The sequence below is a fragment of the Curtobacterium sp. Csp2 genome (genome assembly GCF_013347165.1).
The window spans coordinates 927,319-951,534 of sequence record NZ_CP054593.1; the positions used below are offsets into that span (position 1 = coordinate 927,319).

Here is a 24,216-nt window from a genome sequence, read left to right on the forward strand (position 1 = left end):
GTCAGACCCCCAGCTTCTTCGCCGCGGCATCCGCGCGCTCGGCGGCTCGCTGCGCGAACACGACAGCCCCGTGCCCGCGGTCGTTGACGGAGTTGTCGAGGTTCTGCACCTGACGGGAGACGGTCTGCGCGGTCTCCGCGGCGGTCTGGGCGAACTTGATCACGCCGTGCCGCTTGTCGGTGATCGCGTTCGCGATCGTGGTGAGCAGCCCTTCCACGTTGTCGATGCGCTTGTTCAGCGCGTCCACGTCGGCCTTGCTCATGTCGTCCTCCAGGGTGTTCGTGATGGTGCCCCCGGCCGGACGGCCGGAGGTGCTGCCCGCCGGGGTGGCGGTGGTCCAGGCGGGCCGGAAGCGGCCCATGATGTAGCGCTTCGGTCGGATGCGGTACGCGGCGGCGCGGGTGTCGGAGCCGTTCGCGCCGTAGGTGCGGACGGTGCCGTTGCCGAGGTCGGCGACCATGAACTCGACGTGGTTGCCGACGCCGTTGCCCTCCCAGTCGAACAGGAGCACGTCCCAGGGCTGAAGGTCGGTCGAGCCGCCTCCGTAGGAGCCGTCGCCGGCCGACTTGAAGTTGTCGACCCACGAGATCGGGAAGCCGCCCCAGAGCACGTGCGAGCAGAACCGGGCGCAATCGTCGATCGAGCGCGAGTCGGTCCACGGCACGGGGAGAGCGTCCCGGGTGCGGCCGATCAGGCTGAGCGCGTAGGCGGCGGCTGTGGCTGGCGAACGGCGTGTGAGGGTCATAGCTTCGGCCTTTTGTCGAGGGTGATGGTGTTCGCTACCTCGTCCTCCAGCTCGGAGATTCGGTAGCCGTGCTCGCCGAGGGTGCGGAGGATGCGGCGCACGTCTCCGCGGATCTCGTGCAGGGTGTTGCGGTTCTCGTCGTGGCGGTCGTCTGCCTCTTCGCGGAGGTTGGTGGTGTGGTTGTTGCGGACCTCGTGCTTGACCAGGCCCACGTCCTCCGCGATGACGTTCAGGCGTTTCCGCACCTTCAGGACGCCCCACCCGACCGCGCCGACCGCGCCGACGACGACGCCGATGTAGAGAAACCACCGGCCCACGGGGTCGTGGAGGACTTCGATCAGGAAGTCGCTCATGCGGGGCAGACGTAGTTGATGCTCAGGAACCGCTGATTCGTGTTCGGGGTCTGCGTGATCCCGGAGAACCAGTCGACCGACACGACGTCACCGGCTGCGAGCGGGAGCGTGACGGCGATCGCGCCCATGCTGACGCCGCTCGGCGGAAGCTGCTGACCGGCGTACGTGACGCCGTTGAGGGTCACGACGAGACGGTTGTCGGCGTTGGTGGTGCCCGCTCGTGCGCCGCCCTGGACGCTGTACAGCCCGGGCTGGACGATGGTCGCTTGCCCCTTCGCGACGTCGTAGGTGATGCCGCGGAGCAGGGTGGTGGTGGTGAACTTCAGCGGGGTCGCGGTGTTCGCGGGGACGTTCGTCATCGCGGCCGCGGCAGACGCGGTGACGGCGGGGAGCAGGCCCTCAGTCGGGTACCACTTCAGCCCGCCGCCGAGGCGGTCCGCGAGGCACATCTCGCGCCAGCTCTTGTCGAGCCGGTAGACCGCCTGCCCGGGCTGCGGGTTCGGCACGGCGTCGGCGCGGGAGGCGTCGGAGTTCACCGAACCGGGCCGGAGCAGGGCTTGCTGCGTGGCGACGGAGAGGTTGCCGAAGTAGTCCTCCAGCGGCGTCACGTCGTCGGTGGACTCGGGGACGGGCAGGGCGTCGGGCTTGGTGTAGAGGGTCACTGCTTGACCTTTCCGAGAGTGGGGTCGGCGTCGAACGCGACGAAGCTCTTGCCCTTGAAGGCGGCGTCGAACGCGGCGAAGGTGCCGGGGGTGACGGCGTTGAAGTCGGCGAAGGTCGGTCCGGTGCGAATGTCGCTGACGGTGACCGTGACCTCCCACCGTGTCGGGCTGATGGTGTGATCGATCGACAGCACCCGGCAGGTCTGGACGATGCCCTCGTAGACGACGCGGATCAGTGCGCGGAGTTCGAGGTTCGGGAGGACGGCCGGGTTGGACTGGACGTTTATGGTGAAGCGCGACACGGCATACACCGGGCGCGAGAGCGGCCCCAGGAGCGCCTGCCCGCGCCGCACAAGGTCTTGCTCGTGCCCCGCGCCGAGGTAGAGGCATGTCTCCAGGCTCGACGCGCGGATACCCCACCGCCGGATGCTCGTTTCAGACCGGATCGTCGTCGCGGAGTCGAGCGCGTTGCCGGAGGCCGGGTCGTAGCCATGCTGGTTGAGCTTCACGGCGTTCACCACGTTCCGGGTGTCGTACCGGAGGGATGCGTCGGTGTAGGAGACGTCCTGCGCGGAGGTGTCGCCGATCGAGAGCACGGGCGTCGTGCCGGTGAGTTCCCGAGCGAACTGCACCCGCCCGTTCTTGGCGACCCACCACCGCGCACCGACCGAGTTGCAGGCAAGGTCGATGTGGTTCAGGAGGCTGGACTCGTAGGCGACGTCCTGGAGCTGGAGGCCGGCCGGATCGCCGACGCTGGTGACCTTCAGCGACGTCACCATGAGCGATACGGCCGGGGAGCCGGAACCGGACGCGAACGCGCCCGCGTCGCGCCCGTACAGGCCGAGGGTGCCGATCTGCGCGGCGGGCTTGAACTGGAGGCCGATGGTGAGCGCCTGCCCGGCGTCGCTGAGGGTGAAGACGTCCGAGGTGACGGTCTGGCGGGCGTCCTTCCACGTCAGCACGAACGATCCGGGGGTGAACATCGTGGACTCGGAGAGCGTGACGGTGACGGCGAACGCGTAGGTGCTGCGCGGGTCGAGGTTGCGGAACTGTCGGTAGACCTCAGGCGACACCACGGACGCGTCGGTGCCGGTGGTGCGGCTGATCCGGGCTCGCAGCGCACCACCGGAGACGGGCGTCAGCGTGGTCGTGGTGTTGCCGCTGGAGGTGTTGTTGCGGGCAGCCCAACCGTCCGTGTCGCCCGAGTCGGGGAGGCTGTAGACGGTCTTGTCGGTGGAGGCGGGGACGTCCATCGGCACCAGGGAGGACTGCGCGAGTTGGTTCAGGCGCTCGGTCCAGGACTGGCGGCCGGTGCCGTTGTCGGCGATGACGCCGTATCGGTCGGTGTCGGCGAGGGACTGCACGGGGTCGACGGCGGAGAGCGTGGTGAGGACGGTCTTGCGGTTCGTGGACTTGTCCAGGTCGATCTGCTGGTCAATGTCGAAGATCGTGCCGGTGAACTCCGCGCCGCCGTCGGCGCGGATCACGCGGATCGGCGCGTTCGGTCGGAGCGCCGGGTCGGAGCCGAGGTTGAGCGCGCCGACGAGGGTCGCGTCGAGGGTCCCGGCCTTCAGCGAGGTCGACGCCCCGGACTGGTCGCCGCCGCGCTTGATCCGGATCGTGTTCGCCTGGTTGCGGAGGTCCCGCCACGCTTGCGTCTGCGCGTCCCAGACCTGGAAGGTGAGCAGGTCGGTGACGGGCTTCTCGACGACGGGCATTAGCGGCCTCCGTTGCGGCGTCGCCACTCGTCCAGGGCGTCCGCGATGACGCGGCCGGCTGTGGGGGTGGGCTCGAGCATTTCGGCGCGGACGGTGATGTAGGTCGGCGACGCGATGGGGTCGGCGTCGGCGAACGCGGTCATGGCGATCGGTGTGGACACGAGGTCGGTCATGCGGCGCATCGCGCCCTCGACGGGCGCGAGGTCGCCGAGGCCCTTCGCGAAGCCCTGCACGGAGAACCGGCCGAGCTTTGCCATTTCGCGGGACGGGGAGTGGATTCCGAGGATGCCCTTGACGCCATCCATGATCGCGTTGCCGATCCGGGACGCGATCGCGCTGATCGCGGACATGCCGTTGGTGATGCCGCGCACGAAGCCGTCGATCACCCGGCCACCCGCGTCGACCAGGAGCGACCCCGCGTTGGAGAGGGCGCCGGTGATCTTGGAGCCGAGCGAGGTCACCCAGTCGATCGCGGTGCGGATGCCGTCACCGATCCCGGAGGCCATGCCGCGGACCCCGTTGACGATCGAGTTCGCGACTGAGGTGACGACGGCGACGATCCCGTTCCACACGGCCGAGAACACGGTCCCGATGATGCTGAGCCCGGCGCGGACGACGGAGCCGAGGATGCTGAGCGCCCCGATGACGACGGACTTGATCAGGTTCCACACGCCGGAGAGGACGTCGAGGATGCCCTCCCAGACCTGCGACCAGTTACCGGAGATCACGCCGGTGACGATCTTGATGATCCCGGAGACGACCTGCAGGGCGGCCTGGATGATCGGGACGATCGCGTTGAACACGGTCGTCACGACGGGCAGGAGCGCCTGGATGATCGGGATGAGGACGGACGCGAGGATCGCGACGACGGGCTGGATGATCGGGACGATCGCCTGGAAGGCGGGCATGAGCGCCGAGACGATTTGCGCGACGAGCGGGACGACGGCGGCGATGACGGCGGAGAACAGGGCGACCAGGGGCGGCAGGACGGTCTGCACGAGCATGAGGATGACCGGCATGAGGCCGGAGATCAGCGCGGAGACGACGGGGAAGATCGCGCCGACGAGCATCTGGAGAACGGGGGTGAGCTGCACCAGCGCGGAGCCGAACGTCGAGACGATCTGCACGACCGCGGGCATGAGCGCGACGAACACGCCGGAGAGCAGCGTCACGAAGGTCTGCGCGATCTGCGCGACGATCGGAGCGAGGGTGGTGAAGAGGCCGACGAGGGTCGAGAGGACACCGGTCGCGAGTTGCCCGATCGCCGCCGCGAGGGACGGCAGGACGGGCTGGAGCGCCTGGAAGATCAGCATGACCGGCGAGAGGTTCGGCGCGAGCGCGAGGAACGCCCCGCCGAGCTGGCCGATGATCGGCAGGATCGGACCGAACGCCGCGGAGACGATCGGCAGGATCGACTGGATCACGGCGATGATCCCGGAGAACGCCTGCCCGTTGAACACGGCTTGCACGCCCGCGCTGAAGCTGTTCGCGAAGTCGGCGAAGCCCTGAGAGTCGTTGAGCTTGACGAGGAAGTCATTGGCGAACTGGAGGACGCCCTTCGCGGCGGGCATGAACGCCGACGTGAGGGTCTCCCCGACCGTTCCCCACTCGTTGAGCACCTTGTCGCGGACGCCGGTGATGGTGTTCCCGTAGGCCTCCGCGGACCCACCGAACTCCTTGTTCACCTCCGCGAGGATCACGCCCTGAGCCGACGCGAGGTCGCCCATCTGCGAGTAGTTCTCGATCTGCTTCTTCTGCTCGTCGGTGAACGTGACGCCGACCCGGCCGAGCTTCGTGACGCCCGAGATCGGGTCGTTCAGCGCCTTGCCGAGCGAGAGAGCTTGGGTCTTGACGTCGGTGCCGAGCGCGGTCGCCATGTCGGTTGCGCTCTTCGTGGCCTCGTCGAACACGGGGCCGCGGATGTTGGTGAAGGTGAGCAGGAGGTTCTGCCCCTCCTGGATGCTCTCCGCCTCGACGGAGGTGAGCCGTTCGAGTTCGCCGGACACCTTCTGGATGTGCTCCAGGCTCTGCCCTGCTGCCCCACCGGTCGAGGTGATCGCTGCGCCGGTCTGCGCGTTCAGCGTCTCGATCCGGGCGAGCGCCTTCGCGGACTGGACGCCGATCGCGATCACCCCGGCACCGGTCGCCAGGACCGCGGCACCGACCGCGAGGCCGACCTTGCCGAGCTTCGATCCGAAGCCCTCTGCGGTCTTGCCTGCTTCGGCGAAGCCTCGCGTGAACTTGGAGGTCTCGGCGAGCACTGAGACGTTGACGGTCTGTCCGGCCACGGCTGGCCTCCTTCCGGGGTGTGGTGGGGTGCTGCGAGGCGGGGAACGACACCCGCCCCGCAGCGGTCTAGGAGCGCCGCCGAGCCGATCGGTTGTATTCCTTGACGATCTCCTCGCGTTCCAGGAGCGTCAGGTTCCAGTACTCGGAGGGCTGGATACCGATGCGGACGACGAACAGGGCGAGGTCTTTCGCCCGCTCTGTCTCAGCTCTTGAAGGCATCCGGGTCCGGAACCGGCGCGGCCGGCACGGCGTCCGTGACGAGCGCCGAGCTGGGCAGGTCCGCCAGCGCTGCGGTCGTCTCGTCCTCGCCAGCGCCGACGATCTTGTTGGCCTCCGCGAGCGTCAGCTTCTCCGCCTCAGCGGGGCTGTACTGCGGGTTGCCGTCGCGGCGCTTGGTGACGGTGACGATTGCGATCATCATCCGGCCCTTGGGCACGTCGTCGTCACCGAAGGACGAGAGGGGCACGTCGGCGTACCGCTCGATGAAGGCCACTTCGCCGAGGGTCAGGGTGTCGAGGTCGAGTCGCATGGTGTCGTTCCTGTTCGTTCGTTAGGTGAGGTCGTTCTTGCGGAGGATCGCCCCGATGCCCTGGTCGAGCTTCGCGACGGCGGGACCTTGCTCACGGGTGAGCGCGTCCTCCAAGGTCCCGGCCTTGCTGATGTTCCGAGCGGGGTCGCCGTACTCGATGACGCCGCCGTAGGGGGCGCGAGCGCCGCCCATGCGGACGACGGCTTTGGTCTTGCCGCGGCCCGCTCGGATCGTGCTTTGGAGCCGTCCCGATCGGGACGGGGGCTGAGCGGCGGAGACGACGAGCATGCCGATCTCGTGCATGAGGTCGCGCATGTCCTGCGCGTCGGCACCGGCCTTCGACAGAGCCCGGATCGTGCGGTTCAGGCCCTCGATCCGGACACCCGCGTTGTACGCGCCGTCCCCGCCGCTCATGGGTTAGGAGGTGACCTTCGTCACGTCGCCCTGCACGTCCCACTCGAAGTCGAACGTGAAGTCGTCGCCGGTGATCTGCGCGTCACCGCCGAGGTCGGGGCGCTTACCGATCTTGACGCTGCCCGTGAAGTGCGGCTGCGCTGCGCTGGCGGTGGTGTTGGCCCACGGGGCGAGCTTGAACGCGACGATCTTGCCCACGTTGTCCCAGGCCCACGACCAGAACGACGCGGCGTCCGTGGACTGGATCGCGGTGCCCTTCAGCTTCGCGCCGAACGCACCACCCTTGGCGGCGTCGGCGAACGTGACGGTGCCGGAGGCGGCGTCGTCCCACGTGAGGACGACGTTGGTGCAATCGGCGGCCTGGTCGACGGCGGCGACCGTGAAGGCGAGCCGGTCACCCTTCAGGCGGTTGGTTGCGGGCATGGTGTTCTCCTGACTAGAGATCGGTGGGGTTCGAGGCGGTGAGGCTGACGGCGGGGTACTGGGCGTTGTTCGCCTGGAGGACGAACGGGGCGGACACCTCTTCGATCCGGTAGCCGCCGGGGAGCAGCTTCGCCACGGCGTCGTCGAGCGCCTGGTCCAGCGCGGGGGCGGTGGACGCGGCGGTCTTGACGGGTCCGACGAAGGTGAGGACGAAGTGGACGCGGACGGTGCCGAACGTGTCCCCGTTGGTCACGTACGGGTCGGCCGGCGTGATGATCCACAGCGGCGGGTTCAGCCGCTCGGGCAGGTACGGCTTCACGGTGCCGATCGGGGCGATGAGCTTCGCGAGGTAGTCGCGCTCGGCTGCGAGGTTCACGCGATGACCGGTGGGACGAAGGGGGCCAGGAGCGCGTAGGCGGCGACCATGGGGTCCCGGGCCACGCGGATCGGGGCGGCGTCGAACGTGGTGAACTGCGCCACCCCGTTCGGGGCGTCCTTGCGGTGGAACAGCTCGCTGNCGACCTCCAGGACCGCCCGGTCGGTGATCGGCTCGGGGATCGTGGCGGAGCCGACGTGCACCTTCACGAGTTCGACCGCGGTCGCGAGTGCGCTCTCGATCTGCTTCGTGTCGTCGCTCGTGGCCCCGACGTAGGCCTGGAGGTCGTCAGCGGAGACTGTCATCGGACTAGTTCGCCGCCGCGGCCGGGTCGGCCTTCACGACCGGCACGAGCGCCCCGGGGATCTCGTCCGCGATCGCCGTGTAGTAGTACACGGAGTAGGCGTTGGTGAGGTTCACGACGTTCGAGTCCGTCAGCGACGCGAGCGGGCTGTTGTAGGCGCGCACGGCCTGCTTGTTGATGAACTGCGGGGTGCCGTCAGCCTGCTTCGGGTCCACGCGGACGCTGACGCCGGAGAGGTCCGCGCCGAGCGTGGTCGGGCTGACGGTGCCGACGGCGTTGACGCCGGTCCCGGAGATCGTCATGAGCGGACGACCGGTGGAGTCGTTGATGCTCGCGAGGGTCTTGAAGGTGCCCTTGTCCACGAGCAGGTTCTCCAGCGCGAGGCCCTGGTCCTCGAAGATGCCCGCGGCGTCGATGATGCCGCCGACCCACGCGGTGTACTTCGTGAAGTCCGCGATCGTGACGGTCGAGCGGGCGTTGAGCTTGTCGGCCGCGACGCGCTTGGCGCGGAGCGCGGCGACGAACGCGCGGAGCGCGACGTTCTTGTTGCGGCCCGCGGCGATCGCCATGGCGCGGAGCGTCAGGTCGAGCATGTTGACGTTGGACCGCTCGATCTCCTGCCGCGAGAGGGTCGAGTAGCCGCCGACCGTCTGCACGGGCGCGGTGCGGGTCTTGACCTTCACGTTGCCGTAGACGAGGGGGTCGCCCTCGTTGGCCTGCACGCCGACCTGCGTGGTGTTCGCGGCGAGCTCTCCGAACTCCAGGAGCGTGCCGGTGGAGGGCAGGGTGCCGGTGGAGAACAGGCCGGAGAGGATCGAGTTGTCCTCGATCAGTCGGGTCAGGTCACCGACCCACTGCGGGCGGATCGTGCCGTCATCGGCGAGCACGCCGCCGTCGTAGGCGCGCTGCATCATGCCCTCGTAGGTGCTGACGGTGGCCTCGTCGCCGCGGACGAGCGCCTGGAGGAACTGCGCCGCGGAGCGGGTGTCGGTGACGGGCGCGGCGGAGCGCTGCGCGATCAGGTCGGGGAGGCCCCGCTCGAAGTCGGTGAACCGATCTTCAAGGGCGGTGAGGTCGGCCCGGGTGAGCACGTCGTCGGTCATGGTCTGTTCTCCACGGTTCTGCTGAGGGGTGGGCGTCTGGGGCTGGCGGTGGCGCACGTCGAGCACGTCGGCTCCGGCGTAGGCGGGCATGGGGACGAGGGACACCTCGGGGACGGTGACGGCGGTCCGGGTGACGTTCCCGGTCACGTCGTCGATCTCGGTCGTGACGGGGCGGAAGCCGACCGACATGGACCGGACCACGCCGTCGCGGAGCAGCGTGTAGGCCTCGTCGCCGCGCGGGGTCTGCGAGATTCGCGCGGTGATCTCCCACCCGGCGTCGGTGTCGCGGTTCGCGATGATCCGGCCGATCGGTTCGGAGTGCCGCCAGTAGAGCAGCGCGTCGTCGGAGTCCTGGACGGCACCGCGGGCGAACTGCTCGGTGTAGTTCCCGAACCAATCCGAGATTTCGGTCGGCTCGTCGTAGGGCACGGCGATCCCGGTGACGGTGCGCTCGTCGGTGTTGACGGCGCGGACGTGCATCTCGCGGTGGTGCATCTGCTCGGTCATGCGGGCTGCTCCGTGCTCTCGTCGGGCGTGGTGGTGGTGTCGGGTTCTGCGACGGCGGGGAAGCCGACCGTGACGGCCTCGTTGGTCCAGAACTTCGCTTCCTGGAGCGCGGTGAGCGCGGCGGAGAGTTCGCGGCCGGCCGGTGCCATGGCGAGCACGCTCTCAGCGAAGGCGCGGTACGCGGCGGTGTTGGCGTCGATCTGCGCGACGGTCGCCGCGGGCAGGTCCTTCCGCTCGAAGCGGGCGAGGACGGGGTTCGTCATTCGGTGCTCCCGGCGATCGCGGCGGGCTCGTTGGTCGGCTCGGCGGAGAGTTCGCCGAGGTCCTTCGCGGGCTGCACGGCAGGCTTGGGGCTGTCGATGCCCGCGACGGGCGGCAGCCCCTCGATCGCGCGCACTTCGCTCTTCAGGAGCCACCCGGCGTCGATGCCGAGCTTGTGCGCGGTGTAACGCTTCTCGGTGTCGGCGCGGAGGATGCCGTCATAGTTGAAGCGGACCGTCTGCCCGTTCGCGGTGATCTCGGTCCAGGCCTCTTCGATCTCGCGGAGCGGCTTCGCGAGCGCCCACCGGACGAACGAGAGGTCTTCGTCCTGGAGGTTCGCGTAGGTGTCGGACGAGCCGTCGAGGGACACCAGGAGCAGGCGCGGCGGGATGCCGTACATGCGCGCGACCTTCAGCGCGGAGAGGTTCTGCGACTCGACCCACTGCGCGTCTTTGGGGTTGAGGGTGAGCGGGGTGAACTTCAGGCCGGACCCAAGGACTCGGATGCGCTTGCGGTCCTCGTACCAGGCCTCCTTGGTCGCCTTCGCGGTGTCGGGCGTGAGGGGCTTGTCCGTCGAGAGGTACCCGGGCGGGATGTCACCGCGGTCGAACCACTGTTCGGCGTAGTCCTGCACGTCGAGCGCGCCGCGGAGTTCGGCTTGCGCGGCCTGGATCGGGCCGAGCCCGGTGGAGCGGCCGGGCATGCGGAGGAGCTGGAGGTGCTGCACCTCGTCGGTCGTCAGGGTCTTGCCCTGGTAGGCGTAGCCGGTGACGGTCGAGCCGTCCTGGATCGAGGTGAGCGGGGTGACCATGCGCGGGTCGAGCACCTGCGCGGTGCGGACTGCGCCGCGGTCGTCGCGGGAGAGCTTCCAGTAGGCGTTGCCGTGTCCGGCGAGGCTGGTGATCGAGAGTTCGATGAACGCCGAGCGGGGCATGCTGAGGTCGGGCTTGCGGACGATCGCCGGTTGCGGGTCGATCGGGGTCGTCCCGCGCCAGACGTCGACGGAGAGCTGCGATCCTGCGGTGGCCCAAATGGCGATCGCCCGGTAGACGGCCGAGAGGCCCGTCGCGTCGCCGACCGTGACGCCCGCCGACCGGCCCCGCGACGGGGGCAGGACCCCGGCCGGGGTCGTGCCCTCCGAGCCCGTGGAGGACTCGGCGTCGCGGAGGCCCAGGCGGGCGGCGAGGCGGCTGGTGATCGACACGGGTAGGAGCATCGCGGGGCGGTCCCGCGTGCCCCTAGCGTCCGGTGCGTTTCAGTGCACGAGAGTGCTTCCGGGTGCCTTTCGGTGCCTCAGTAGATCAGCGAGCCGCCGTCGTCGCTCGTCTCGGCGGCGTACACCCCGCGGACCGTCGCGAGGGCTGCCTCGATCGACTGCGGGCCGGAGCCGCGGACCAGCTTGTACTGGTCGCCGTGCGTGGCCTTCCGCGCGACGTTCTGGAACTGCTGCGCGAGCCCGGGCGCGGCGTGCACGATGTGGCCCCGGACGACCTTCGAGTAGAACATGGACGCCGCGGACACCTCGTCGCCGAACGACATGGTGCGCACGGGGTAGCCGTTCTCCTTCAGCCGCTTCGCGAGCGCGCCGAGGGTGTACCCGTCCACGACGAACGTCTCGGGAGACACCTTCCCGAACATGTCCACGCACTCGTCGTAGAGCGCCTCCACGGACGGGTTCGGGATCGACATCGCGACCTCCACGGCGATCTTGTCGTCGTCGGTCTTGCCGGTCGCGATGATCGTCGCAAACGTCCAGTCCGGCGTCCGGTCGATCGTGAGGATCGGCCGGACGATCTCGATCGCGTCGGCGGGGACGGTGAGACGATTCCAGTCGGGGACGGCGATGTAGGCGTTGTCGGAGCCCGAGACGAACCGGTTGAGCCGGTACCGGATCGCCTGGTCTTGGGGCATCCCGCGGACCGCGCTGACCGCGTTCGCGACCTTCCGCCGTCCGGACGCGATTCCCGGGTTCGCCATGGCGAGCCACCGCGCGAGTTCGTTGTCGTCCTTCGGCACTCGTGCCTCTGGTGCTTCCCAGACGAACCGACCGAACCGGGTGACCGGGGCGTCGTCGCGCTCGTAGAGCCGGAGCAGTAGCTCGGAGTCGTCGTCGCCCGCGGTGGTGATCCCGACGACCATGCAGTCGTCGCGGTCGCCGAGCCCGTTCACCATGTCGGTCCAGAGGACGGACTTCACGAGGTGCACCTCGTCCACGCCGCCGAGGTCGATCGGGATGCCCTGGAGTGCTGCCGACTTCGCGGCTTTGAGTTCCCACTCCCCGCCCGTGATGGTCGTGAGTCCGCGGGTGTTCGTCATCCGCGCGAAGTGCGGCGCCAGGGTCGCCGAGCGGGTTGCGACGTCGAGCGCGCGCTTGTAGACGAGCTGCGCTTGCTCTCGGCTCGACGCGACGCTGATCACGGTCGGGGAGCGCTTCGCGACCATGAACAGGAGCCCGAGGGCGGCGACGATCTCGGTCTTGCCGTTCTGCCGGCCGACGCTGATCAGGACTTCGCGGTAGCGGAGGATGCCGAACGCGTCGACCTCGGTGATCGCGTGGAGCAGCTGGTCTTGCCACCGTTCGAGGCAGTACCCGTTGGCTGACCACCACGCTTTCCGGAAGGTGTCTCGGTAGCGCTCGTACCAGGAGTGGAAGTCGGGAGTGAGGGGGCGGGTGTAGCGAGTCGGAGGCCACGGTGCGATCCCGGCGAGATCGTACGTGGCCTCCGGTGCTTCCGCTTCGACGAGCGTCACCTCCAGTCCCCGGGCAGGTCGAGCGGCGGCGGCAGGGTGTCGTCGGTCTTGGCGGCGGCGGGCGACTTGCCCGCGAGGTCGCGGTAGGTCAGCGAGAACTGCGACACGAGCGCGGCTTGCGGTGCCTTGCCCTTGTCGAGTTCCTGGTCGAGCACCTTCGCGAGCGACCGGAGGACCTTCAGGGCGGGCCGGTGCGTGTCGTCGAGCCACGTCGCGGCGCTCACGAACCGGGCGACGGACTCGACGTAGGTCTCTTCGTCGTCATCGGCGACGATCGTCGGCGATTCGTTGGTCATGTGGTCATGTCTCCCGAATATTTGGGCTGATCTGGGAAAAAGGCAGATGTGGGCGGGGTAGGCCGGGGTGTCGTCAGAAGAAACGGATCGTCATCGGAGCGGCTTCCATGCAACGGGGAGCGGCATTCTGAATTCACACGTGAAGCAGCCGTACGTGTCGTCCGAATTGCGTTCGAGCCACCTGTCCGTCCGCTCGCGATGCTCGTGGCACGAGTAAGTGGGCGTTCCGCATCGGCACTCGTGCCACCACACCGCGGCCCGATCGCAGCCGTCGCCGTACGTCCACGAGCAGGGCACGTCCTCGTCGGGCCACTCGATCGACACCACGTCGAGCACGGGCAGGGCGTCGAGGTCGGCGCTCACCACGGGCTGTCCGTCTCGGGTCGGTCGCAGACCGGGCACGGCACGCCCGCTGCTGCCCGGTGGAGGCGCGTTCCTGGGGCTGGCACGTGGTGATGGTGCCTGCACACGGGATCGGTCGGGAGGTGGACGATCACGCCCCGCTTGACCTGGCGGAGCGCGTGCCATGTGGTCGTGCGGTAGGTGCGGTACGCGAGGACGAGGACGGCGCTGACGAGGACGACGAGCGCGACGGTGACGACGACGAGGGTGTCCATGGTCAGAGCACCCACACGAGCGCGCGAGTGACGCCGCGACCGGACGGGTCAGCGGGCGTCCACTGCATGCCGTCCTGCGCGCCGTGGAGCGTCCAGCGCCCGTGCGCCTTGCGCGGCGTCTGGCCGAGGTACGCGGTCAGGTTGTCGAGCGCCTCGTCGTCCTCCATCCCGAGATCGGTGAGCAGCCACTCAAGGATGGCGTCGTGTGCGGCCTCGACGTCGTGCGTCTTGGTGACGATCGTCGTGGTGCCGTCCTCGGAGCAGCGGACGACGGGCTTGGGTGCGGGTCGGGGCTTGCGGGGCATGTCGTTCTCCTAGGCGTACTTGGGGTTGGTGTAGGCGGGGCGGGTGCCGAGTCGTGCGCCCTTGCGGCTGTTGCAGGGGCGGCAGAGGGTGGTGAGCATGTGGTCCGGGTACTGGTCGCCGGGGATGCCGGTGACGGACGGCGGGACGATGTGGTCGACGGTGAGGTCGCTCTCGGAGCCGCAGTCGGTGCAGCGGTAGCCGTCGCGGTGCTTGATCCGCTTCGTCTGCGCCTTCCAGGCCCGACTGGTCAGGTCCGAGCGGGGCTTACCGGCCACTGGTGGCCCCCTGACGCCGTTTCGCGGCCCAGGCGTGAACGTCGGACCAGGCGTAGCGGACGAAGCGTCCTGAGGGCACGTGCGGGGGCGCGGCTCCCGCTCGTCGCCACTTCGCGAGGGTGGCGGGCTTCACCTGGAGCCAGTCGGCGACTTCGGCCTCTGTGGCGAGACGGGTCATGCGCTGAGGGCCTTCCTGCGAGCGATCGCGAGTCCGATGGTGAGGGCGTCCACGTCGGCGGGATCGAGCCACAGGGACACGTCCTGGACGTCGAGGCGGACGGCGGGTCCGCGGTCTGGGACGAAGCGTGCGGAGCGGATGCCGATGCCGAGTTCTCGGAGGCGTGCGCCGATCTCTGCGGCCGGCCGTTCGTGATCCGCCCCCAGGCCCGGGCGCGGAGCGCCCCTATCGGGCTGGACGTGACGTGCGCTGACACCGCGGCAGGAGAGTCGTCCGATCTCGCGTACGGACTCCCACGTGTGGGACGTGTGGGGCTGCTGCTGCGGGCACTGGAGCGGCTTAGCCACGAGTGCGCTCCTGGTGACGGTCACCGTTGCAGTGACGACCAGCGCCGCTCAGAGCACTGCGCCACGAGAGGAAGGGCGTGCTGCCGAAGCCGCACCAGGCGCAGTAGTAGACCCACCAGCCCATGGGTGTCTTGCGGACGAGCATGTAGGGCTTAGCCACGTCGGTCGTCCTCTCGCATGTCGCGGTCGATCGAGCCGCAGAGGTACATGACGGCCGCGAAGAGGGCCAGGGCGAGGACGGTGATCATCGGTGAATCTCCTGTCGTGCACCGCAGGCGTTGAGGCACCAGCCGGTGTCGGGGTGAAAGTCGTGAAGTCCTGAGCGAGTGCGGCAGCTTGCCCCGCGCGCGTTCTGTGGTTGCGTTGGGTAGTTACTGGAAGATGTGGATGGTTGAGGGATGGTTTGGGTGTCGCTGACGACACCCCCAGGGGTGTCGCTGACGTCACCGGGTGTCGCTGACGACACCCGGTCGGGCTGGCACTCGTCGCGGTGGCACGTCAGGCTCCGAGCGCGCCGCTGGAGGGGCTTCAGCGCGTTCCCGCAGATCACGCACGTGAGCAGATGACGAGGCGTGCGGTCGCAGTTCACCGGGCACTGAATGGCCACGTGGTAGAGGTTCGGGCGATCGAAGTCGGCCATGTGCCGGAGCCCGCCCGCCTGGACGAACCGACGAATCTCGCCAGCGGCGAGCAGGCCGTCAATTGCCTTCTGGACGTTTCGCTCGGTGACGTTCGCGTAGACGGACAGGGTGGGAATCGACGGCCATGCGCCGCCGTCGCCGTCGTGGTTCGCGATCCCGAGCAGGACGACCTTCGCTGTGCCCGACGCGTTGCTGTGGTGCAGAGCGAGCGCCATGGCCTCGACGCTCACGCGCTCTGCCTGTCGGATGCTGCTGCGGCGTCGACAGCCTCGGGGGTGAACAGACGGGCACCGCGGTACCCGGGAACCTCGATAGCGGGCACGAGACGCCCGCTGGTAACCCACCGGTTGATGGTGGTCACCGTTCGACCGGCGCGGGCTGCCGCCTGTCGAGAGGTGAGATGAGTAGCCATGCCGCAGAGTCTGAGCCATTTGCTACAGACGTGCAAGCTGGGCCATTGCGTGTCGCCGGGAATTGATGGGAGTCTTGATCACGTTGGTCGAACGTGTGTAATCTGGCACGCATGACCATGCAAGAGCTTGCTTCCGGTGACCTGGTGCCGGAATGGACTGTGCAGGACCGGATGCGGAAGGCGCGCGAGATTCGCGGCCTGACTCAGATGGAGTTCGCCGATGAAACCGGGCTCAGTCGCGCGACAATTCGCCGCGTTGAGAGCGGCGAGAAGGTCGCTGGTCGCAAGGAGTTCAACCTCTGGCGCATGGCGACGGGCGTCTCCCGCGAGTGGCTGGAGACGGGGGTCGCTCCCACGCCGCGTCCGAACAACCCTCAGGGTGGCGCAAAGAACGTTCAACTACATTCGTCGGCGTGAGCACCACCGAGTCCGCCGCCGACGTCGAGCGGCCACTCCGCGCCGACGCCGCGCGCAACCGTGAGCTGATCCTGCAGACGGCGCGTCGCTGCTTCGCGGAACGCGGCACCTCGGTCACCCTCAACGACATCGCGCACGAGGCCGGGGTCGGCGTCGGCACCGTCTACCGACGCTTCGCCGACAAGGACTCCCTGATCGAGGCGCTCCTCGCCGCCAAGTTCGAGGCGCTCAACGACGCCGCGGCGCTCGCCGCCGACGAACCCGACCCGCGCGAGGCCCTGCGTGTCTACCTGATGGGCGTGTTCGCGTTCCGCGCCCGTGACCGCGCACTCGCCGACACCATCGTGCGCGCCGGCAAGGGTCGGCCGTCGATCGTGCGGGAGCGCGACCGCCTCGAGCAGCAGGTCGGTCGGATCATCGAGCGTGCGCGGGAGGCCGGGGTCGTCCGGGTCGGGTTCGACCACCGCGACCTGCCGATGCTCACGACGATGGTCGGTGCGGTCGCGGACGCCACACGCGAGACCGATCCGGAAGCGTGGCGGCGGTACGCGCAGGTGATCGTCGACGGGGTGCTGCCGCAGGCGCCGGTGTCGGGGCTGCCCGGCACGCCGCTCGACCGCGAGGCGCTCGAGCGCGCGCTGCACGCGTCCCCCTGACGGACGCGGCCTGCCGCGCGCCGGTCGGGGACCCGCGCCGCACGTCCGTCAGGTGACCGCCGACCGGCCGGGAGGCTCGTGGCGGGGTCGACCCGTCCCTCCAGTCCGTCCCCCGGTCGCGTCGCGACGTTCCTGCCCATCGCACGCGTGATGGGAGGACGGATCGCGCGTCGGAGGACGGAAGGAACGCCCTTCCACGCGCGGATCGGTCAACCATGCGCGGATCGGTCGACCACGCGCGGATCGGTCAACCATGCGCGGATCGGTCGACCACGCGCGGATCGGCACCCCACGCGCGGGACCGCCTACAACCAGCTGGGCAGCCAGTAGTGCGACCGGATGAAGTCCCACGGCATCTGCATCCCGGTCCACATCGGGTACCAGTACGCCGATGCGAGCACCACGACGCCCAGGTACACCCCGACCCAGGTGAGCGCGAGCGTCCGACGGTGCCGGGGATCGTCGCGCCGCCCGACCACCAGCCCGATCGCCGCCGCGAGCGCCATCACCATGAAGGGCTCGAACGCCACCGTGTAGAACTGGAACACCGTGCGGTCCGTGTACATCAGCCACGGCAGGTACCCCGCCGCGACGCCGACGAGCACGAAGCCGTGCTCCCACCGGCGCCGCAGCACGAACAGCACCAGGAGCGCCACGGTCGCGACCACCGCCGCGTACCAGACGAACGGGTTCGCGATGCCGGTGATGGCCTCGCCGCAGCGGGAGGACCCGCAGCCGCCCTGCCCGGCGTCCGTGCCGACGTAGTACATCGACGTCGGCCGTTGCATGAGCAGCCAGAGCAGCGGGTTCGCCTGGTACGAGTGCGGGGTGTGCAGGCCGATGTTGAAGCCGTAGATCTCGGACTGGTAGTGCCACCAGTTCTGCAAGCTGTCCGGCACCCACGCCAGCACGCCCGTCCACCGCTCGCCGCCGGACGCGATCCAGTCCCGGTCCCAGCCGTCCTTCGACACGAACCAGCCGGTCCACGACGCCAGGTAGGTCGCGGCCGCGATCGGCACGGTGAGCAGGAACGTCACGGGTGCCTGCTGCAGGAACGCGCTCGACGACCAGAAGGCCACGCCCGCCCGGCGGCGCATCATCATGTCGGCGAGCACCGAGTACAGCGCGAAGAACGCCAGGAAGTACAGCCCGGACCACTTCACGGCCGACGCGGCCCCGAGCGCCAGGCCCATCGCCAGCAGCCAGGGCCGCCAGAGCAGCACCGGCCCCCAGAGCGTGTCCCGGTCGGCCGCGGTCCGTGCGGCCACCCAGCGGTCGAGCCGCCGCTGCGCCCACCGCCGGTCGAGCAGCAGTGCGCCGGCGCCGAGCACGACGAAGAACGTCAGGACGCCGTCGAGCAGGGACACCCGGCTCAGGACGATCGCCTGGCCGTCGACCGCGAGCAGGAAGCCGGCGAGCGTGCCGATCGCGGTGGAGCGGAACAGGGACCGGGCGATGAGGGCAGTGAGCAGGACGGTCGCGGTGCCGAGCACGGCGACCGTGATGCGCCAGCCGAACGAGCTGTCGGCGCCGAACAGCAGCATGCCGAGCCCGATCAGGTACTTCCCGAGCGGCGGGTGCGCGATGAACTCGGCGGCGCTCGAGTAGAGGTCGGTCTGCCCGCTCGCGAACCGCTGGTCGGTGGTCGGGGCACCCTCGTCCGTGGCGTTGGCCGGCCAGGTGCCCTCGTACCCGAGGTGCACGATCGACCAGCTGTCCTTCACGTAGTACGTCTCGTCGAACACGAGCGAGTGCGGGTGCCCGAGCCCGACGAGCCGCAGCACCGCGGCGAGGAGCGTCACCGCGAGCGGACCCGTCCAGCGCCAAATGGCGACCCGCCGCGACGTCGAGAGCACCCGGCCCCACCAGTCGTCCAGGCGGGAGCCGACCGGCCCGGAGGGCGTGGTCGTCGGGTCGTCGGTCAGCTCCGTGGTCATCGAGAGGTCATCCTACGGATCGCCCCCGAGCCGGACCTGCCACCACAATGGGGAGGTGATCGTCCTCGCAGCAACCCCCATCGGCAACCTCGGCGACGCGTCGCGCCGGCTCGTCGAGACCCTCTCGAACGCGAGCGTGGTGGCCGCCGAGGACACCCGGACCGCGATCCACCTGATGCGGGCGCTCGGCATCGAGAACCGTCCTCGGCTCATCGCGCTGCACGAGCACAACGAGCGGGCGAAGGCGGCCGAGGTCGTCGAGTTCGCCCGGGACGAGGACGTCGTGGTCCTCACCGACGCGGGCATGCCGGCGATCAGCGACCCGGGGTTCCCGCTCGTCGAGGCCGCTGCGGCTGCCGGGGTCACCGTGACGGCGCTGCCCGGACCGTCCGCGGTGCTCATGGCGCTCGCCGTCTCCGGACTGCCGACCGACCGCTTCACGTTCGAGGGCTTCCCGACGCGGAAGGGCGGTGAGCGGCGGCGGCTGTTCGCCTCGCTCGCGGGGGAGCAGCGGACGATGGTCTTCTTCGAGTCGCCGCACCGCCTGGCGGACACGCTCACCGACATGGCGTCCGGCTTCGGGGACGACCGCCGTGCGGTGGTGTGCCGGGAGCTGACGAAGCTCCACGAGGAGGTGCGCCGCGGGACGCTCGCCGAGCTCGCTGCCTGGGCGGCGGACGGGGTGCGCGGCGAGATCTGCGTCGTCGTCCAGGGCGCCGCGGGGGAGTCGGACGTCACGGGCATCGAGGACGGCGTCCGGCTCGTGCTCGAGCGGGTCGCCGCTGGTGCCCGGATGAAGGAGGCGGCGTCCGCCGTCGCGGACGCGACGGGGCTGTCGAAGCGCGACCTGTACGAGGGCGCGCTCGCCGCGCGTTGACGGGACCGGCCACCGGCCTGGAGGATCGGGGCGGGCCCGCCACGATCCTCCCGTCCGGTGCCCGGCCGGGTTCTCCACAGGCCCGCGGGGGCGCGTCATCCGGTCCGCGCCCGCCCGTAGGATGGTCCGCATGTCCGACGGGTCCTCGTTCAGCATCACCACGCCGATCTTCTACGTGAACGACGTGCCCCACATCGGGCACGCCTACACCGAGGTCGCCGCGGACTTCATGGCGCGCTGGCACCGGCAGCGGGGTGACGACACCTGGCTGCTGACCGGCACCGACGAGCACGGCCAGAAGATCCTCCGGACGGCGTCGGCGAACGACGTGTCGCCGAAGGAGTGGGCGGACCGGCTGGTCACCGACGCGTGGAAGCCGCTGCTCGACACGGTCGACGTGGCGAACGACGACTTCATCCGCACCACCGACGAGCGGCACGAGCGCGGCGTGACCGCGTTCCTGCAGAAGCTGTACGACGACGGCTTCATCTACGCCGGCGAGTTCGAGGGCTTCTACTGCGTGGGCTGCGAGGAGTACAAGCAGCCGAGCGACCTGGTGCCCGGCACCGGGGCCTACGAGGGCCAGCAGGTCTGCGCGATCCACTCGATCCCGGTCGAGGTCCTGGCCGAGCGCAACTACTTCTTCCGCATGAGCGACTTCGAGCAGCGGCTCCTCGACCTGTACGAGTCGAACCCGCTGTTCATCCAGCCGGAGAGCGTCCGGAACGAGATCGTCTCGTTCGTCAAGCAGGGCCTGCGTGACCTCTCGATCTCGCGGTCGAGCTTCGACTGGGGCATCCAGATCCCCTGGGACCACGACCACGTCCTGTACGTGTGGTTCGACGCCCTCCTCAACTACGTCACGGCGCTCGGCTACGGCTCAGACGACGACGAGGCGTTCCGGCGCCTCTGGCCGAGCGTGCACGTCGTCGGCAAGGACATCGCCCGGTTCCACGCGGTGATCTGGCCCGCGATGCTCATGGCCGCGGGGCTGCCGGTCCCGGAGCGCGTGTTCGGTCACGGGTGGCTGCTCGTCGGCGGCGAGAAGATGTCGAAGTCGAAGCTGACGGGCATCGCGCCGTCGGAGATCACCGACACGTTCGGCTCGGACGCGTTCCGCTACTACTTCCTCCGCGCGATCACCTTCGGGCAGGACGGCAACTTCAGCTGGGAGGACATCTCCGCCCGCTACGCCGCCGACCTCGCCAACGGGTTCGGCAACCTCGCGTCGCGCCTGGTCGCCATGCTCCAGAAGTACTTCGACGGTGCGGTCCCCGCCCGGGGCGAGCTGACCGACTCGGACCGGGCGATCGACGCCCTCGCGGTGTCGGTCACCGAGCGCGCCGACGCGGCCGTCCAGGCCTTCGCGCCGCACGACGCGATCGCGATCGTGTGGGAGCTCGTCGACGCCCTGAACGGGTACATCACCGAGCAGGAGCCGTGGGCCCTCGCCAAGGACGAGGCACAGCGCGAGCGGCTCGGCACGGTGTTGGCGACGGCGCTGCGGGGGCTCGGCACCGTGAACGTGCTCGTCTCGCCGGTGATGCCGAAGGCGACCGAGAAGCTCTGGTCGGCCATCGGCGCCGGCGGCTCCGTGACGGAGCAGCGCGTCGACCGCGCGTACGAGTGGCAGGGCGCCGAGACCGTCGTGCCGCTCGAGTCAGGGCTCTTCCCGCGCATCGAGCCGCAGCACGAGCAGGGCGCCGCGTGACCGACGCGGCGGACGGCTCGCACGTCCGGGCGCGTGGCGACGGGTCGTCGGGCGGGTCGAAGCGGGACCTGAGCTACCCGCCGCTGCCCCAGGCGCTCGTGGTGCCGGTCTACGACAACCACACGCACATGGAGATCGCCGACGGCGTCGGCGAGGGCGGCGACGGTCCGCTCGACTACCGGGAGCACCTCGACCGTGCGTCGAGCGTCGGCGTGCGCGGTGTCGTGCAGGTCGGCACCGACCTCGCCACCTCGGAGTGGTCCGCGCAGATCGCCGCGCGCGAGCCCCGCGTCCTCGCCGCCGTCGCGCTGCACCCGAACGAAGCACCCGTGCTGGCGGAACAGGGGCTGCTCGACGAGCACCTCGCCGGGATCGAACGGCTCGCGGCGCTGCCCCGGGTCCGGGCGATCGGCGAGACCGGGCTCGACTTCTTCCGCACCGGCGAGGACGGCCGCGCCGCTCAGGTCCGGTCGTTCGAGGAGCACATCCGCATCGCGAAGGAGCACGACCTCGCGCTGACCATCCACGACCGCGACGCGCACGACGCCGTGGTCGAGGTGCTCGAGCGTGTCGGCGCTCCCGACAAGACGGTCTTCCACTGCTTCTCCGGCGGCCCCGACCTCGCGCGCCTCTGCGCCGAGCGCGGGTGGTACATGTCGTTCGCCGGCACGGTCACGTTCAAGAACGCCCAGCTCCTGCGCGACGCACTCCTGGTGGCACCGCGCCACCTCGTGATGATCGAGACCGACGCACCGTTCCTGACGCCGACGCCGTACCGCGGTCGGCCGAACGCGCCGTACCTCATCCCGCTCACCCTGCGGTCGATGGCCGAGACCCTCGGCACCGACGCCTCGATGCTCGCCGCGCAGATCGCGTCGACCACGGAGCTCGTCTACGGCGCGTGGGACGCCGAGCCCGTCACGGTGGACGAGTGACGATGGGTGCCCTGCTCGGCCCGGCGGAGATCCGGGACCTCGCAGCCAAGCTCGACGTCACCCCGACGAAGAAGCTCGGCCAGAACTTCGTGCACGACGCCAACACCGTCCGCCGGATCGTCGCCGCCGGGCGGGTCACCGCGGACTCCCGCGTGCTCGAGATCGGTCCAGGGCTGGGGTCGCTCACCCTCGGGCTGACCGAGACCGGTGCCTCCGTCACTGCTGTCGAGATCGACGGCCGGCTCGCGGCGCAGCTGCCGGCCACCGTCGCCGTGATGCAGCCGGACGCGCGCCTGCAGGTCGTGCACCAGGACGCCCTGACCGTCGCCGCCGACGACGTGCCCGAGCAGCCCACCCACGTGGTCGCGAACCTGCCGTACAACGTGTCCGTCCCCGTGCTCCTGCACCTGCTCGCGACCTTCCCGACCATCGAGCGCGTGCTCGTGATGGTGCAGGCCGAGGTCGGGTACCGGATCGCTGCGGGTCCGGGCAGCAAGGTCTACGGCGCGCCGAGCGTCAAGGCCGCCTGGTACGGATCGTGGTCGACCGCGGGGCAGATCAGCCGGCAGGTCTTCTGGCCGGTGCCGAACGTCGACAGTGTGCTCGTCGGGTTCGACCGGCACGACCAGCCCGGCGACGAGGCCCTGCGGGCGCAGGTGTTCGCGCTCGTCGACGGTGCGTTCCAGCAGCGGCGGAAGATGCTGCGCCAGAGCCTGTCCGGGGAGCTCGGCAGCAGCGCCCGGGCGACAGAACTGCTCACGGCCGCCGGGATCGACCCGACCGCGCGCGGCGAGGCCCTGTCGCCGGAGGACTTCGTCCGCCTGGGGCGCACGGTCCTCGACGCGTCCTGACGCTCGGCGCCTGGCGCGGCCGGAGCCCGGCGCGGACCGGAGCCCTAGGCTCACAGGCGTGCACCCTCCTCGCTCCCGGACCGCCGACGCGATCACGCTCGGGTTCCTCGTGGTGGGGCTGGCGGTGATCGTGCTCGCCCTCGTCGCCCTCGTGCGGGACGTCCGTGACGACGCCGCGTGGGCAGCCGTGCTGCTCGGCCTGGGACTCGGCGTGTGGGGGCTGTGGTTCCGACGGCTCGGGACCGAGGACGCCGCCGACGAAGCGACCTCGAACCGCTCCGCCACGGGCCGGATCGGCACCGTCGCGATCGTCGGGATCATCGCGGGCGGCGCGTACTGGTTGCTCCGAGGGACCCTCGACCGCACGGCCGCCGAGGCGTCCGTCGTCACGGGGATCACGCTCGCGCTCTGGCTGGTGAACCGCGTCCTCGACGCACAGATCCGCCGTCGACGCGCCGCCGGCGACACCGACTGACCGGCAGCCCGCACCGTCCGCCCCGGCGCGGACCGCCCGGACGCAGACCATCCGGGCGCGGGACCCCGGTGGGCCGCCGGACGCGCTCAGTGCCCGCGGCCGGCCATCGCCTCGAGGATCTGCTGGTGCGTCCCGTCGCGCTCGGCCCATCGGAGCGGCAGGACGTTCTCGACGAGGACCTCGGGCGCCGCACCGGAGCGCAGCAGGTCCATGACCTCGTCGGCGAACGCGTCGAGGGGCATCCCGCCGAAGTCCGCGCCGCCCATCAGGTCGGTCCGGACGGCCGGCGGCGCCAGCTCGAGCACCTCGACCGAGCTGCCGGCGAGCTGCTGCCGGAGGGCCTGCGTGTAGGAGTGCACGGCGGCCTTCGTCGCGCTGTACGTCGGCGTCGCCGTGAGCGGCACGTACGCGAGCCCCGAGGCGACGGTCACCAGGGTCGATGCCGGCCGTGAGAGCAGCTGCGGCAGGAACGCGTCGATGAGCCGGATCGTGCCGAGCAGGTTCGTCTCGACGGTCGCCACGGCGTCGTCGATGTGCCGGGGATCGCGCAGGTCCTCGTTCCGCATGATGCCGGACATCGTGACGAGGCCGTCGAGCGCGGGGTGACGGTCGAGGACCTCGGCGGCCGCGCTGCGGATCGAGGCGGGGTCGGCGACGTCGATCGCGACGGTGTCGAAGCCGTGCTCGGCGGCCAGGGTGTCGAGCAGGGAGCGGCGACGCCCGCCGATGACGACGGTGCTGCCCGCTGCCTGCAGACGCTGGGCGAGCGCGAGTCCGATGCCGGAGGTCGCGCCGGGGATGAAGACGGTGCTGGTCGTGGTGTCCATGACGACCACGATGCGCTCCCCGC

Annotated in this window: 29 protein-coding genes; 7 read left to right on the plus strand and 22 right to left on the minus strand. The window is 70.0% G+C overall.

What is annotated here, in order from left to right; genetic code table 11:
• Position 1: 1 nt before the first annotated feature.
• The 20 genes from HUN59_RS04595 to HUN59_RS04695 all read right to left on the minus strand — a co-directional run bounded on the left by HUN59_RS04595 (position 2) and on the right by HUN59_RS04695 (position 15,325).
• Complete coding sequence (locus HUN59_RS04595) at positions 2–745, minus strand: hypothetical protein (protein ID WP_174777639.1); 744 nt, start codon at positions 743–745, stop codon at positions 2–4.
• Entirely contained in the window at positions 742–1,098 is a 357-nt protein-coding gene (locus HUN59_RS04600; RefSeq protein WP_174777640.1) for a hypothetical protein, read from the minus strand. Before HUN59_RS04600 ends, HUN59_RS04595 begins: the two co-directional genes overlap by 4 nt.
• On the minus strand, positions 1,095–1,760 hold the full coding sequence (locus tag HUN59_RS04605; RefSeq protein WP_174777641.1) for a hypothetical protein: 666 nt from the start codon (positions 1,758–1,760) through the stop codon (positions 1,095–1,097). Before HUN59_RS04605 ends, HUN59_RS04600 begins: the two co-directional genes overlap by 4 nt.
• Positions 1,757–3,478 carry a hypothetical protein gene (locus HUN59_RS04610; RefSeq protein WP_174777642.1) on the minus strand — a complete coding sequence of 574 codons (1,722 nt, stop codon included), beginning with the start codon at positions 3,476–3,478 and terminating at the stop codon, positions 1,757–1,759. The genes HUN59_RS04605 and HUN59_RS04610 overlap by 4 nt, the downstream gene beginning before the upstream one ends.
• Complete coding sequence (locus HUN59_RS04615; protein ID WP_174777643.1) at positions 3,478–5,766, minus strand: phage tail protein; 2,289 nt, start codon at positions 5,764–5,766, stop codon at positions 3,478–3,480. Before HUN59_RS04615 ends, HUN59_RS04610 begins: the two co-directional genes overlap by 1 nt.
• Before the next feature lie 67 nt (positions 5,767–5,833).
• Positions 5,834–5,986 carry a hypothetical protein gene (locus tag HUN59_RS04620; RefSeq protein ID WP_174777644.1) on the minus strand — a complete coding sequence of 51 codons (153 nt, stop codon included), beginning with the start codon at positions 5,984–5,986 and terminating at the stop codon, positions 5,834–5,836.
• The gene (locus HUN59_RS04625) at positions 5,970–6,296 is read right to left on the minus strand and encodes a hypothetical protein (RefSeq protein ID WP_174777645.1); all 327 of its coding nucleotides are present in this window, start codon (positions 6,294–6,296) and stop codon (positions 5,970–5,972) included. The genes HUN59_RS04620 and HUN59_RS04625 overlap by 17 nt, the downstream gene beginning before the upstream one ends.
• A 21-nt stretch (positions 6,297–6,317) precedes the next feature.
• The gene (locus HUN59_RS04630) at positions 6,318–6,710 is read right to left on the minus strand and encodes a hypothetical protein (protein WP_174777646.1); all 393 of its coding nucleotides are present in this window, start codon (positions 6,708–6,710) and stop codon (positions 6,318–6,320) included.
• Between the two features lie 3 nt (positions 6,711–6,713).
• The gene (locus tag HUN59_RS04635) at positions 6,714–7,133 is read right to left on the minus strand and encodes a hypothetical protein (protein WP_174777647.1); all 420 of its coding nucleotides are present in this window, start codon (positions 7,131–7,133) and stop codon (positions 6,714–6,716) included.
• Between the two features lie 13 nt (positions 7,134–7,146).
• On the minus strand, positions 7,147–7,509 hold the full coding sequence (locus HUN59_RS04640) for a hypothetical protein (protein ID WP_174777648.1): 363 nt from the start codon (positions 7,507–7,509) through the stop codon (positions 7,147–7,149).
• A 309-nt stretch (positions 7,510–7,818) separates the two neighbouring features.
• On the minus strand, positions 7,819–9,423 hold the full coding sequence (locus HUN59_RS04650) for an HK97 family phage prohead protease (protein ID WP_174777649.1): 1,605 nt from the start codon (positions 9,421–9,423) through the stop codon (positions 7,819–7,821).
• Entirely contained in the window at positions 9,420–9,686 is a 267-nt protein-coding gene (locus HUN59_RS04655; protein ID WP_174777650.1) for an Acb2/Tad1 domain-containing protein, read from the minus strand. The genes HUN59_RS04650 and HUN59_RS04655 overlap by 4 nt, the downstream gene beginning before the upstream one ends.
• Positions 9,683–10,888, minus strand: coding sequence for a phage portal protein (locus HUN59_RS04660; RefSeq protein WP_174777651.1), 1,206 nt, complete (start codon positions 10,886–10,888; stop codon positions 9,683–9,685). The genes HUN59_RS04655 and HUN59_RS04660 overlap by 4 nt, the downstream gene beginning before the upstream one ends.
• 89 nt (positions 10,889–10,977) lie before the next feature.
• Complete coding sequence (locus tag HUN59_RS04665) at positions 10,978–12,435, minus strand: terminase large subunit domain-containing protein (protein WP_174777652.1); 1,458 nt, start codon at positions 12,433–12,435, stop codon at positions 10,978–10,980.
• On the minus strand, positions 12,432–12,731 hold the full coding sequence (locus tag HUN59_RS04670) for a hypothetical protein (protein ID WP_174777653.1): 300 nt from the start codon (positions 12,729–12,731) through the stop codon (positions 12,432–12,434). Before HUN59_RS04670 ends, HUN59_RS04665 begins: the two co-directional genes overlap by 4 nt.
• Positions 12,732–13,090: 359 nt before the next feature.
• Positions 13,091–13,348, minus strand: coding sequence for a hypothetical protein (locus HUN59_RS04675; RefSeq protein WP_174777654.1), 258 nt, complete (start codon positions 13,346–13,348; stop codon positions 13,091–13,093).
• A 2-nt stretch (positions 13,349–13,350) separates the two neighbouring features.
• Positions 13,351–13,653 carry a hypothetical protein gene (locus HUN59_RS04680; protein ID WP_174777655.1) on the minus strand — a complete coding sequence of 101 codons (303 nt, stop codon included), beginning with the start codon at positions 13,651–13,653 and terminating at the stop codon, positions 13,351–13,353.
• A gap of 9 nt (positions 13,654–13,662) precedes the next feature.
• Entirely contained in the window at positions 13,663–13,929 is a 267-nt protein-coding gene (locus HUN59_RS04685; RefSeq protein WP_174777656.1) for an HNH endonuclease, read from the minus strand.
• Positions 13,919–14,107, minus strand: coding sequence for a helix-turn-helix transcriptional regulator (locus tag HUN59_RS20055; protein ID WP_174777657.1), 189 nt, complete (start codon positions 14,105–14,107; stop codon positions 13,919–13,921). Before HUN59_RS20055 ends, HUN59_RS04685 begins: the two co-directional genes overlap by 11 nt.
• 591 nt (positions 14,108–14,698) lie before the next feature.
• Positions 14,699–15,325 carry a helix-turn-helix domain-containing protein gene (locus HUN59_RS04695; protein WP_174777658.1) on the minus strand — a complete coding sequence of 209 codons (627 nt, stop codon included), beginning with the start codon at positions 15,323–15,325 and terminating at the stop codon, positions 14,699–14,701.
• 293 nt (positions 15,326–15,618) lie between these two features.
• Between HUN59_RS04695 and HUN59_RS04700 the strand changes: the two genes are divergently transcribed.
• On the plus strand, positions 15,619–15,924 hold the full coding sequence (locus HUN59_RS04700) for a helix-turn-helix domain-containing protein (RefSeq protein ID WP_174777659.1): 306 nt from the start codon (positions 15,619–15,621) through the stop codon (positions 15,922–15,924).
• Entirely contained in the window at positions 15,921–16,580 is a 660-nt protein-coding gene (locus tag HUN59_RS04705) for a TetR/AcrR family transcriptional regulator (RefSeq protein ID WP_167510130.1), read from the plus strand. The genes HUN59_RS04700 and HUN59_RS04705 overlap by 4 nt, the downstream gene beginning before the upstream one ends.
• Positions 16,581–16,885: 305 nt before the next feature.
• On the opposite strand, the gene HUN59_RS04710 is transcribed toward HUN59_RS04705, so the two are convergent.
• A complete protein-coding gene (locus tag HUN59_RS04710) occupies positions 16,886–18,517 on the minus strand; it encodes a dolichyl-phosphate-mannose--protein mannosyltransferase (RefSeq protein WP_174777661.1) in 1,632 nt (543 codons plus the stop codon).
• Between the two features lie 55 nt (positions 18,518–18,572).
• On the opposite strand from HUN59_RS04710, the gene rsmI reads away from it, so the two are divergent.
• From rsmI to HUN59_RS04735, 5 genes are all read left to right on the plus strand, one after another.
• Positions 18,573–19,394 (plus strand): 16S rRNA (cytidine(1402)-2'-O)-methyltransferase, encoded by an 822-nt coding sequence (gene rsmI / locus HUN59_RS04715; protein ID WP_174777662.1) that lies wholly within the window; start codon positions 18,573–18,575, stop codon positions 19,392–19,394.
• Positions 19,395–19,524: 130 nt separating this feature from the next.
• Positions 19,525–21,105 (plus strand): methionine--tRNA ligase, encoded by a 1,581-nt coding sequence (gene metG, locus HUN59_RS04720; RefSeq protein ID WP_144804969.1) that lies wholly within the window; start codon positions 19,525–19,527, stop codon positions 21,103–21,105.
• Positions 21,102–22,040 (plus strand): TatD family hydrolase, encoded by a 939-nt coding sequence (locus HUN59_RS04725; RefSeq protein ID WP_174777663.1) that lies wholly within the window; start codon positions 21,102–21,104, stop codon positions 22,038–22,040. The genes metG and HUN59_RS04725 overlap by 4 nt, the downstream gene beginning before the upstream one ends.
• Before the next feature lie 2 nt (positions 22,041–22,042).
• Positions 22,043–22,891, plus strand: a complete 849-nt coding sequence (rsmA, locus tag HUN59_RS04730) for a 16S rRNA (adenine(1518)-N(6)/adenine(1519)-N(6))-dimethyltransferase RsmA (protein WP_174779372.1) — start codon at positions 22,043–22,045, stop codon at positions 22,889–22,891.
• A 58-nt stretch (positions 22,892–22,949) separates the two neighbouring features.
• Entirely contained in the window at positions 22,950–23,366 is a 417-nt protein-coding gene (locus HUN59_RS04735) for a hypothetical protein (protein ID WP_174777664.1), read from the plus strand.
• Between the two features lie 86 nt (positions 23,367–23,452).
• On the opposite strand, the gene HUN59_RS04740 is transcribed toward HUN59_RS04735, so the two are convergent.
• Positions 23,453–24,193, minus strand: a complete 741-nt coding sequence (locus tag HUN59_RS04740; protein ID WP_174777665.1) for an SDR family oxidoreductase — start codon at positions 24,191–24,193, stop codon at positions 23,453–23,455.
• Between the last annotated feature and the right edge of the window lie 23 nt (positions 24,194–24,216).